Source organism: Gordonia sp. UBA5067, from assembly GCF_002414845.1.
Classification (GTDB): Bacteria; Actinomycetota; Actinomycetes; order Mycobacteriales; family Mycobacteriaceae; genus Gordonia; species Gordonia defluvii.
This window is the reverse complement of record NZ_DIAX01000080.1, coordinates 36,469-47,755: the sequence shown is the minus strand read 5'-3', so window position 1 is coordinate 47,755 and position 11,287 is coordinate 36,469. Positions and strand designations below refer to the sequence as shown.

The following is an 11,287-nucleotide window of genomic DNA, read 5'->3' as shown; positions in this document are numbered from 1 at the left end:
AATTACGCTTAGTCTGGTGGGCGCGGAGATGTGTATAAGAGACAGGTTCCCCCCCAGGTCGACGCTCCAGCCGGTGCGGGCGGCGAGGCGTCCGACGCGAGACAGGTCGTCGGGCACGATGCGCTGGCCGTCGGTGGCCCAGGCCGGAGTCGGCGCACCGGGGTCGGGCATCCAGGCGGTGTTGTCGACCTGGTTGGCGCTGAACCGGAGGTTGCCGGTGCCGAGGTTGCCGAGCAGGGCGGCGACGTTGCCGCGATCGGGGTCGGTCCAGGTGCGGTGCAGTTGGTCCGCCTCGAAGGACAGCCCGACGAAGTCGCGTGGAATGACTCGGCCGGGATGAGCGGCGTCGACGGTGATGGTGACGGTTGGCGGCGCGGCCCGGGCCGGGGCCGTGCCGAGCACCAGCGCCAGCGGCGTGGCGAGGGACAACGCAGCGAGGACAGCGCCCTTGGTGCGTCGCGAAGGAGGGGGCGACACGGCTTCGACACTACCCACGTTGCTCGGCACCGTTGCGATTGGCCGATCTACCTGGGTCTTTTTGTGACATCCTGGGCGGGTGGCCGTGGCGGGACCGCCTTCGGGTGTCGTTACCTTTCTGTTCACCGATGTCGAGGGCTCGACTCGTCGGTGGGAGGCTGACGCCGAGGGGATGCGGGCGGCACTGGCCGCGCACGACGAAGTGTTGCGTTCGGTGATTGCCGCACACGGGGGGATCCTGTTCAAGCACACCGGCGACGGCGTCTGTGCGGCATTCTTCGCGCCGCGTCCGGCGGTGGATGCCGCCGTGGCCGCGCAGCGGGAGCTGGGGTTGCCGGTGCGGATGGGGATGGCGACCGGCGAAGCCGAACTGCGCGACGGCGACTATTTCGGGCCGGTCCTCAACCGGACCGCACGGGTGATGGCCGCCGGTCATGGCGGCCAGATCCTGTTGGCCGACTCAACTGCGGGCCTGATTGGCGGAGTAGACCTTCTCGATTTGGGTCTGCGGCGCTTGCGGGGCGTACCGGTGCCGGTGGGGGTGTTTCAGGTGCGGGCCGCCGGCCTGCGGGAGGAGTTTCCCGGCCTGCGGGCCCTGAAACCGAGCGCGGGCAACCTGCGGGCGGCCGTGGCCGGATTGATCGGGCGCGAGTCCGACCTGGCGGAGATCCAAGCGGCGGTCAGGGCCCATCGGCTGGTGACGCTCACCGGTGTCGGCGGGGTGGGCAAGACCCGTCTCGCGCTGGCGGTGGCGGCGCAGCTCGAGGACGAGTTCCCGGACGGCATCTGGGTGTTCGAGCTGGCGGCGATCAGTGACCCGGCGGCCCTGCCCGACGCGGTCGCGACCGTGCTGGGCGTCACCCGACAAGCGGACACGTCGGTGAGCGAGTCCGTGGCCGGCGCGCTAGACGGCCGGGTACGCCTATTGGTGATCGACAACTGCGAGCATGTGCTCGACGCCGCGGCCGACCTGATCGAGGTGATTCTCGCCCGCTCGGCGACCGTGCGGGTGTTGGCCACCAGCCGCGAGGCCCTGGCCGTCGCAGACGAACACGTGTGGCCGGTGCCGACACTTGACGTGGGCGCTGGAATCAACTCGACGGCGGTGACCCTGTTCGTCGAACGAGCGCAAGCGGTATCGCCGGAATTCTCGGTTGACCAGGCCGAGGTGGCGGGCCCGGTGGTGGAGATCTGCACTCGGCTCGACGGGATCCCGTTGGCCATCGAGCTGGCCGCCTCCCGGATGGGATCGATGACGCCGGGCGAGGTGCGCGATCGCCTCGATCAGCGATTCCGGCTGCTGGTCGGTACGCGGCGCGCACTGGAGCGCCATCACACACTGCGCCACGCCGTCTCGTGGTCCTACGATCTTCTTTCCGGCACCGAACAGTCAATGCTGCAACGCTGTGCGGTCTTCGCGGGCGGATTCGACCTCGACAGCGCGTGCGCGGTGGCCGGGTCCGATGATCTCGACGAGTACGCCGTCCTCGAGGTGCTCGATGCCCTGGTCCGCAAGTCGCTTCTCGTCGCGGACCGGTCCGCTGCCCAAACCCGCTTTTCGGCGCTGGAGACGATTCGTCAGTTCGCCGAGGAACAACTCGTGGCCGGCGGTTCATCCGCCGAGGTTCGGGGTGCCCATGCGCGGTACTACGCCGAACGCGAGGCCGGAATCATTTCCCGGTGGGATGGCCCGCGCCAGCGCGAGGCATATGACTGGCTCACGGTCGAACTGTCCAACTTGCGCGCCGCATTCCGGTGGGCCGCAGATCAACGGGACCTCGACGTCGCCGGCACCATCGCGACGTGGACGGCATGGCTCGGCTTCTGGATGCACAATTACGAGCCGACCCTGTGGGCCGAGGAGTTGCTCGAGCCCGCCCGCGCCGCCGCTCATCCGAGACTGGCATTCCTGTATTCGATGGCGTCCTCGTGCTGGTGGCCCGGCCGGATCGAGGCAGCTGTCGGCTACAGCGACGCGGGCCGGCTGGTGTTCGACAGTGGCCGCGACGAGGTGCCATTCGGCCTTGACGGCCTGCTGGGCGCCGCGTACCTGCACGTCGGCCAGCCCGAAAGGCAGGTCGACTGGTGTCGCGCCCGGCTCGCACTCGGCCGTGACACCCATGGGATCACCAGGGCATTTCTGACTATCGCGCTGGCGGTCGCGGGCCGCGGAGAGGAGGCGAGGGCCGCCGCGAACGGTCTGATCGAGGTTGCTGAGGCCACCGGCAACCCTGCTGCGCTCTCGTTCGCGCTCTACGCTTACGGCTACGCGTTCGGCGACGCCGACCCTGCGGTGGCCCTGGACGCGCAGCGCCGTGGTCTGGTAATCGCCCAGCAGAGCGGCAACCGCAATACTGAAACGCGCATCGCGGGCAGTCTGGCCCGGTTGGAGGCCGATTACGGCGACCCGCTGGACGCGCTCGACTATGTGGCACTCGCCGTCCGGAGTTTCCGTGACGCGGGCAACACGAGCATGATGCGCTTCCCGCTGACTGTCCTCGTCGCCATTTTCGACCGGCTCGGTCGGGATGAACCGGCGGCCACCATCGCCGGCTTCGCCGTGAGCCCGCTCACCGAGACGGCGAATCCCGAGTTCACCACCGCGACCTCCCACCTGCGCGAAGTCCTCGGCGAGGTGGCCTACGAACGGCAAGCGCGGCGAGGTGCGGCAATGAGCGTCGCCGCCATCGCGACGTACGCCTACGACCAAATCAACCAGGCTCAAACCGAATTGAACGCGTCATCCCATCAGCCCCCGTGGGGCTAGCGCCGGTCGCTACCTGGGAAATCGTGGAGCCGATGACGGGAATCGAACCCGCACTCTCAGCTTGGGAAGCTGATGTTCTACCACTAAACTACATCGGCATTATCCGGCGAACCGGCGGTTACCACCGTAGCAAACCTCGCGCCCCCGAACCGTATCGACTCGTCGGTGCGCGGGTATCCCGTCCGACATACTGAGTCGATGGATTCAGTCAACAGCTTTGTGCTCACCGCCGGCGACAAGTTGTGGACGTGGCTGGTCCTGCCGATCGTCGTTCTGCTCGGCGTCTACTTCACCGTCCGGTCGGGGGTCGTCCAGCTGCGCCTGGTGCCGGACATGTTTCGTACCCTGCGGGACAAGACGCCGGTCGACGAGAATGGTGAACCGCAATCGGTGTCGGCGTTCGGCGCCTTCACCATCTCGGCGGCATCGCGGGTCGGCGTCGGCAATATCGCCGGCGTCGGGACCGCCATTGCGGTGGGCGGTGCCGGGGCCGTGTTCTGGATGTGGGTGATGGCGTTCGTCGGCGGTGCATCGAGCTTCATCGAGTCGACGCTGGCGCAGTTGTTCAAGATTAGGGACCGCGGCGAGTTCCGGGGCGGTCCCGCCTACTACATGCAGCACGGGTTGCGGGCGCGCCCGATGGGTATCGCCTTTGCGGTCATCCTCGTCGTCTGCTTCCCCTTCGCATTCAGTTCCCTGCAGGCCAACACCATTACCGCCGCGGTGTCGACGACGGTGGGGCAACGGCCATCGTGGCTACCGTGGGCGATCGGCGTGGCCGTCGGCATTCTGACCGCCGCCGTCGTCTTCGGCGGGGTGCGGCGCATCGCATCGGTCACCCAGACCCTCGTGCCGCTGATGGCGCTGGGGTATCTGCTGCTGGGGTTGGCGGTGGTTGCCGTCAACATCACCGAAGTGCCTGCCGTTCTCGGTGAGATCTTCGGCAATGCGTGGGGTCCGAACGAAGTGGTGGGGGCGACGCTGGGCTACGTGGTCCTGACCGGGATCAAGCGCGGAATGTTCTCCAACGAGGCCGGGCTGGGATCGGCGCCCAACGCGGGAGCCAGCGCGGCGGTCACCCACCCGGTCAAGCAGGGACTGGTCCAGACGCTGGGCGTCTACTTCGACACCTTCCTCATCTGCACCATCACCGCGTTCATCATCCTCGTTTCCAGCCCCGATCTGGCCGGCGCCCAACGCGGCATCGGCCTGACGCAGAATGCGTTGGTCGACGCCCTCGGTAGTTGGACAAATACCGCGCTGACCATCGTCGTCTTCCTGCTCGCCTTCTCCTCGATCCTCGGCAACTACTACTACGGCGAATCGAACATCGAGTTCATCACCCGCCGCCGCGAGGTGTTGACCGGCTATCGCGCACTCGTCGTCGTCGCCGTGCTCGTCGGCTCGGTCGCCTCGGCGGACATCGTCTGGAACTTCGCCGACACCGTGATGGGGCTGATGGCACTGATCAACCTCATCGCCATCGCCGCGCTGTCCCCGATGGCGTTTCGCCTGCTCGCCAACTATCGCGCTCAGCGCGCGCAGGGGCGCGACCCGGTCTTCACCCGTGACCTGATGCCCGATATCCGGGGCATCTCATGCTGGACGGACGAGGGATCGGTCACCGGAGCGGTACCGCTGGTGCGGTGAGGCGGTCGGCGGCCAGGCCGCCGGGCTGGCAGAGTTGGGGCCATGGAAGCAACACCGCTGACCAAGCCTGCCACCCTGACCCTGTCCGGTGCGGCCGGCCAGATCGGCTACTCCCTACTCTTCCGGGTTGCGGCCGGCGAGGTTTTCGGCCCGCACACCCCGGTTCGGCTGCGCATGCTGGAGGCCCCGCAGGCGGTGCGCGCCGCAGCCGGGGTCGCCATGGAACTCCAGGACGCCGCGTCGCCGCTGGTGGCCGGCATCGAAGTCACCGCCGACCCCCGGGTCGCCTTTGAAGGCGCCAATCACGCGATCCTCGTCGGCGCCCGCCCCCGCAGCGCCGGGATGGAACGGTCGGATCTGCTGGCGAGCAACGGCGCCATCTTCGGCCCGCAGGGCCGCGCCATCAACGATGTCGCCGCCGACGACGTCCGCGTCCTCGTCATCGGCAACCCGGCGAACACCAACGCCATGATCGCCGCCGCGCACGCACCGGATGTGCCGCGTGATCGCTTCACGGCGCTGACCCGGCTCGACCACAACCGGGCGCTGGCCCAACTCGCGGCGCGTACCAGCGTCAATGTGCGCGAGATCAAACGAGTCACCATCTGGGGCAATCACTCGCGCACCCAGTACCCCGACGTCCGGCACGCCACGGTGGCCGGCCGCCCGGCGCTGGAGATGGTGGGCGCCGAGTGGGCCGACGGGGTGTTCATCGAAACGGTCGCGCAGCGGGGCGCCGCGATCATCGAGGCGCGCGGCGGGTCGTCGGTCGCGTCCACCGCGACCGCGATCATCGACCACGTCCGTGACCGCCGGTTCGGCCTCGCCGACCCGACCGACTGGACGTCGACCGCACTGATCTCCGACGGCTCCTACGGCGTGCCGGAAGGTCTGGTCTGCTCCTACCCGGTGCGCCCCGTCGACGGCCGGTGGGCGATCGTGCCGGACCTTGAGCTCGACGAGTTCTCGCGCGCCAGAATTGACGCCTCGGTTTCGGAGTTGCTGGAGGAGCGTGCGGCGGTGGCGGCGCTGGGCCTGATCTGACGTGTCGGGCGGCCGGTCATCCGATAGCCTGGTGAACCGTGCTGCTCTCCGACCGCGACATCCGCGCCCAGCTCGACACCGGGCGCCTGCAGATCGAGCCGTTCGAACCCGGCCTCGTCCAGCCGTCGAGCGTCGACGTGCGCCTGGACGGACTGTTCCGCGTCTTCAACAACACCCGCTACACCCATATCGATCCGGCGCAGCAGCAGGATGAATTGACGACGCTCGTCGAACGTGCCGACGGTGAGCCGTTCGTCCTGCATCCCGGCGAGTTCGTCCTGGGCTCCACCCTGGAGGTGTGCAGCCTCCCCGACGATCTGGCCGGTCGCCTGGAGGGCAAGTCGTCGCTGGGCCGCCTGGGTCTGCTGACACATTCGACGGCGGGCTTCATCGACCCGGGATTCTCCGGGCACATCACCCTCGAGCTGTCGAATGTGGCGAATCTGCCGATCACGCTGTGGCCGGGGATGAAGATCGGTCAGCTGTGCCTGATCAAGCTGTCCAGCCCGGCCGAGCACCCCTATGGCAGTGCGGCGGTCGGCTCGAAATACCAGGGCCAGCGCGGCCCGACTCCGTCGAAGGCGTACCTGAACTTCATCCAGTCGTAGCCGACCCGTCGGGTGGGGGCCACCGGCGCGCCGCAGCGCGCCGGTAGCCATGGGGTCATGAAGATGACAGTGATCGGGTGCGGATACCTCGGTGCGACCCACGCCGCCTGCATGGCCGAGCTCGGCCACGACGTTCTCGGTGTCGACGTCGACGCCACCAAGATCGAGTCCCTCGGCGCCGGCACGGTGCCATTCTTCGAGCCGAATCTTGATGACGTCCTCAAGCGCAACATCGCGGCGGGACGACTGCGGTTCACCACCGACTTCGCCGAAGCGGCCCAGTTCGGCCGGGTGCACTTCCTGGGTGTCGGCACTCCGCAGCAGCCGACCTCCGGTGCCGCCGACCTCACCGCGTTGCGCACCGCGGTGCGCGCGCTGGTCGGACAGCTGCGCGGGGAGCACCTGATCGTCGGCAAGTCGACGGTCCCGGTTGGCACCTCCGCCGAACTCGCCGATGAGATCGCCGCACTCGCTCGGCATGCCAGTGTCGAACTCGCCTGGAACCCGGAGTTCCTCCGCGAGGGATTCGCCGTCGACGACACCCTCCGTCCGGACCGCATCGTGGTCGGCACCGATCCGGGCCGGCCCGACTCTCGGGCCGCAGACAAGCTCGCCGAAGTCTATCGGGCCATCCTCGACGAACCTACGCCCTATCTGACCATGGACTGGGCGACCGCCGAGCTCGTGAAGGTCTCCGCCAACGCATTCCTGGCCACCAAGATCTCTTTCATCAACGCGATCAGCGAAATCTGCGAGGTGGCCGGCGGCGACGTGACCGCGCTGGCCGACGCCATCGGCCACGATGCCCGTATCGGCCGGCGGTTCCTCAATGCGGGGCTGGGATTTGGCGGCGGCTGCCTGCCCAAGGACATTCGCGCGTTTGCCGCGCGGGCCGAGGAACTAGGAGTCGGGTCTGCGTTGAGCTTCCTGCGCCAGGTCGACGAGGTGAACATGCGTCGCCGGACCGCGGCGGTGGCCATGGTCGAACGAGCCTGCGACGGATCCGTGTTGGGGCGCAATGTCGCGGTGCTGGGCGCGGCCTTTAAGCCGGAAAGCGACGATGTGCGTGACTCGCCGGCCTTGGCGGTCGCCGCGCAGCTCGCCCTGCGCGGTGCCCGGGTGGCGGTGTTCGATCCGAAGGCGATGGGCAATGCGGCGCGCGGGTTCCCGACGCTGCGCTACGCCGAATCGGCCCCCGCCGCAGCGCGGAACGCTGATGTGGTGATCGTGGCCACCGAGTGGGCAGAGTTCGTGCACATGTCGCCCGATGAGCTCTCCGGCATCGTCGCGCGGCGGCTCATCGTCGACGCCCGGCGGTGCCTCGACGGCGACTCCTGGACTGCAGCGGGATGGGACTACCGTGCCCTGGGATCGACTGTGGACGGCCCGGCGCCGGCTGCTGTCGAGGTGGTCGCCGCCGCCCAGAACAGTGAATCTCTGGTTTAACATGCTATTTTATCTCGGTGCAGACCATTTCCGGCCCCGCGGTGCGACCCTGCGCCGCTCCTGATCCGGGAATCGACCGGGCCCTCGCTGGGTTCCTGCTCGCCGACGGGCGGATACGCCCGCCCGAATCTCCGGATTGGGAAGCTGAACTCCTACACCTGATGGCGCTGGCCCGGCGCCGCCTGACGTTCTCGCCGTCCGTGTTCCTGATGGGCGAGTCCCATGTATCACTGTTCCTCGTGACCCGCGACGACCTAGTCGCGGTGGCGCCGCACCTGGCACTCGCCGACGAGAACGCCGCGTCCAAGCACCGCAAGCCCCGCGGCGAACGCCCGGCCGTGCGGCCGGTGTCTGATCGCACAGACGCGTGGACCCGGCCGCCGGCCGGCCCGGCGCTCCCCGGCGGGGAGAACTCCATTGAATTCGAAGTGCCCGGGACCGACATCGATCAGCAGCAGGCCCGCGTTGCCGCGGACGATGACGGCGGCGGCTCCGTGCGCACGTCCGATTCCGGGCGGGGCGCCTCGGCAGCCCGGTGGACCCTGACCATCGCGGCGACCGTCGGCGGCCTCGCTCTCGCCGGCGGATTGGTCGCGCTCCTTGCGGTGGATCGCGGCAGCAGTGGCGCTCCGGCCGCGGTGGCCGCGGTGGCCGCGGCGGCACCGGCGCCAGCAGCGGCGCCGCCGCCGGCACCCGACGCCGACGCGCTGCGGCAGATCGCGCGGCCGGTACAGGCCTATGCGCAGGCGAATCAGGCGACCGCCGAGTCGCGGCGTAGCGATCGCCGCCCACCGCGCCCGCGTCCGCGGGGGCGATGGCTGCCCAACCCTATTCCCGGGCTGCCGCCGATCCGGCTGCCGTAGCCGGCCGAGCGCCGACTACCGGTCGTCGCGCGGGTGAGTGGAGTTCGCGCCGCCCAGATATTCCGCCAGTTGCTCGCCCATGCTCCGATCCAGTTCTCGGTTGAGAATGTTGTGTGCCGAGACCATTCCCGCTTTGCGCAGTTCACCAATCAACTCGGCAGCCCACGCGGACTCATCCTCGGTGCTCGGCATCCAGTTGTCGTGTTGCCGGTCGGCGATGACCTGCCGGCCGGCGGAGATCACCGTGCGCGCGACGGCGGCCAGCTGCTCGCGCACCCGCCCGTGCGCATCGAGGATGCCGTCGAGTGAAACGCCGAGTTGGACCAGGCGGCCGTACGCTTCGACGGTCTCAATGTCGAGCACCCGGTAGCGCCGGGGCCCGGCCGATCCGGGGACTTCCTCGATGAGGCCGTAGTCCGCCATCCGGGCGAACTGACGGGGATCGGGCGCATTCAGCTGTGTGGTCAGCGCGGTGGCCGGCATCGTCGTGGCATGAGCCGACGACCAGGGCTTGGTGACGACATCTTCGAGGCCGAGTACCTCGGCCAGGTCGTCGCCGCGCTGCATGCCGGTGAAGAAGTCGGCGATGTGACGAGTGGTGAACCCGCGGCGCAGCAGATTGTTGATCACCCGCAGCCGCTCCAGATGGGCGTCGCTGTAGACGGCGATCCGGCCACGCCGGACTGGGCGCGGCAGGAGGCCGCGGTCCTGGTAGCCGCGCACGTTGCGCGTCGTCGTGCCCGCCTTCCGGGCCAAGTCGTCAATCCGGTACTCGGTCATCGCCGCGCCTCGCTCTTCGCCGATCGCTACTGCTTGTACGAGGACAGGAAGTTGCCGATCCGATCGATCGCCTCGGCGAGGTCTTGGGCCCACGGCAGCGTCACAATACGGAAGTGGTGCTGATCGTCAAGATTGAAGCCGCTGCCCTGGACGACCAGGATCTTCTCCTGGAGCAGGAGGTCCTGGACGAACTGCTCGTCGTCGCGGATGTCGTGGACGTTCGGGTCCAGTCCGGGGAAGGCGTAGAGCGCTCCCTGCGGCTTCACGCAGGAAACACCGGGGATCTCGTTGAGTTTTTCCCACGTGACGTTCCGCTGCTCGTAGAGCCGCCCGCCGGGTTCGCACAGTGCGTCGATCGATTGGTAGCCGCCCAGGGCCACCTGGATCGCGTGCTGGCCGGGCACGTTGGCACACAGTCGCGTCGAGGCGAGTACGTGTAGGCCCTCGATGAACCCCCGGGCATGCTCCTTGGGGCCGGTGATGACCACCCAGCCGGCCCGGTAGCCGCAGACGCGGTAGGCCTTGGAAAGGCCGTTGAACGTGAGGCACAGCAGGTCCGGGGCCAAGGCGGCGATCGAGGTGTGCTCGGCGTCGTCGTAGAGGATCTTGTCGTAGATCTCGTCGGCCAGCAGCAGGAGCGAATGGCGCCGGGCCACCTCGGCGATCTGTTTGAGCACGTCGCGGGAGTAGACGGCGCCGGTGGGGTTATTGGGATTGATCACCAGCAGCGCTTTGGTGCGGTCGGTGATCTTCGACTCGATGTCGGCGACGTCGGGCTGCCAGCCGGTGGACTCGTCGCATCGGTAATAGACGGGCTTGCCTCCCGACAATGTGGTCATCGCCGTCCAGAGCGGGTAGTCCGGCGACGGGATCAGCACTTCGTCGCCATCGTTGAGCAACGCCTGCATCGTCATGGTGATGAGTTCGGAGACGCCATTGCCTAGCAATACGTCGTTGACGTCGAAGTAGGGGAACTCGTCGATGAGCTCGTAGCGGGTGACGACGGCCCGGCGGGCCGACAGCACTCCGGCCGACTCGGAGTATCCCTGTGCGTACGGCAGCGCGTGGATCATGTCCCGCATGATCACATCGGGCGCCTCGAAGCCGAACAGCGCCGGATTGCCGATGTTCAGCTTGAGGATCCGGTGCCCCTCCGCCTCCAGCCGGGCGGCGTGCGCGTGTACCGGTCCACGGATCTCGTAGCAGACGTTCTGCAGCTTGAGGGACTGCTCAAGCGGCTTGAGGTTCTGGTTCAGGTGCGAAACGTGCGGTCTACTCACCAGTCAATTGTGACAGCCATGCGCAAACCGATTTCATCGAACCCGCGTTCACCGCGCCAGCGCCCGGGGCCGAAGACATTGGAGCAGCCTGAGCCCGATCAGTGCTGGCCGGGCCGCTTCTTTCCGGCTGCCATGCCGAACCCCTTGGCCTTGGCCTGCGTGGTTTCGGTGGCGGCAGGTGTTTTCGCCTCGGCTGGCGCCTCGGGGGTCGGCACTTCGGAGGCCGGCGTTTCGGGGGTCGGCACTTCGGGGGTCGGCGTTTCGGGGGCGGGCGCGGCAGGGGCGGGCGCGGCAGGGGCGGGCGCCGCGGCCTGACCGGGCTTCTTCATGCCGCCCTTCATCGCGAAACCCTTGGCGGCGGGCTTGGTTTCG

The 11,287-nt window shown here is 68.2% G+C and carries 10 protein-coding genes and 1 tRNA gene; 6 read left to right on the top strand and 5 right to left on the bottom strand.

Annotated features, from left to right (window positions below; translation table 11 throughout):
* Positions 1 to 477: hypothetical protein (locus tag B4M62_RS13280; RefSeq protein ID WP_290713847.1), on the bottom strand; the 477-nt coding region annotated here is incomplete at its 3' end.
* A gap of 79 nt (positions 478 to 556) precedes the next feature.
* On the opposite strand from B4M62_RS13280, the gene B4M62_RS13275 reads away from it, so the two are divergent.
* On the top strand, positions 557 to 3,244 hold the full coding sequence (locus B4M62_RS13275) for an ATP-binding protein (RefSeq protein WP_290713845.1): 2,688 nt from the start codon (positions 557 to 559) through the stop codon (positions 3,242 to 3,244).
* Positions 3,245 to 3,268: 24 nt separating this feature from the next.
* Here the strand turns inward: B4M62_RS13275 and B4M62_RS13270 are convergent.
* A tRNA-Gly gene (locus B4M62_RS13270) sits at positions 3,269 to 3,342 on the bottom strand.
* 100 nt (positions 3,343 to 3,442) lie between these two features.
* Between B4M62_RS13270 and B4M62_RS13265 the strand changes: the two genes are divergently transcribed.
* Genes B4M62_RS13265 through B4M62_RS13245 form a run of 5 tightly spaced genes read left to right on the top strand, consistent with a single transcriptional unit; the run spans position 3,443 to position 8,855 of the window.
* A complete protein-coding gene (locus tag B4M62_RS13265) occupies positions 3,443 to 4,894 on the top strand; it encodes an alanine/glycine:cation symporter family protein (protein WP_290713843.1) in 1,452 nt (483 codons plus the stop codon).
* Between the two features lie 42 nt (positions 4,895 to 4,936).
* Positions 4,937 to 5,938: a malate dehydrogenase gene (locus tag B4M62_RS13260; RefSeq protein ID WP_290713841.1), complete on the top strand. Its 1,002-nt coding sequence runs from the start codon at positions 4,937 to 4,939 to the stop codon at positions 5,936 to 5,938.
* A gap of 38 nt (positions 5,939 to 5,976) precedes the next feature.
* Complete coding sequence (dcd, locus tag B4M62_RS13255) at positions 5,977 to 6,546, top strand: dCTP deaminase (RefSeq protein WP_290713839.1); 570 nt, start codon at positions 5,977 to 5,979, stop codon at positions 6,544 to 6,546.
* Positions 6,547 to 6,603: 57 nt separating this feature from the next.
* Entirely contained in the window at positions 6,604 to 7,992 is a 1,389-nt protein-coding gene (locus tag B4M62_RS13250; protein WP_290713837.1) for a UDP-glucose dehydrogenase family protein, read from the top strand.
* A 17-nt stretch (positions 7,993 to 8,009) separates the two neighbouring features.
* The gene (locus B4M62_RS13245) at positions 8,010 to 8,855 is read left to right on the top strand and encodes a hypothetical protein (RefSeq protein ID WP_290713834.1); all 846 of its coding nucleotides are present in this window, start codon (positions 8,010 to 8,012) and stop codon (positions 8,853 to 8,855) included.
* A gap of 15 nt (positions 8,856 to 8,870) precedes the next feature.
* On the opposite strand, the gene B4M62_RS13240 is transcribed toward B4M62_RS13245, so the two are convergent.
* The 3 genes from B4M62_RS13240 to B4M62_RS13230 form a co-directional block, all read right to left on the bottom strand.
* Positions 8,871 to 9,635, bottom strand: coding sequence for a MerR family transcriptional regulator (locus B4M62_RS13240; RefSeq protein ID WP_290713832.1), 765 nt, complete (start codon positions 9,633 to 9,635; stop codon positions 8,871 to 8,873).
* 26 nt (positions 9,636 to 9,661) lie between these two features.
* The gene (locus B4M62_RS13235) at positions 9,662 to 10,915 is read right to left on the bottom strand and encodes a pyridoxal phosphate-dependent aminotransferase (protein WP_290713829.1); all 1,254 of its coding nucleotides are present in this window, start codon (positions 10,913 to 10,915) and stop codon (positions 9,662 to 9,664) included.
* Between the two features lie 98 nt (positions 10,916 to 11,013).
* A partial coding sequence (locus B4M62_RS13230; protein WP_290713826.1) for a hypothetical protein occupies positions 11,014 to 11,287 on the bottom strand: 274 nt, incomplete at its 5' end.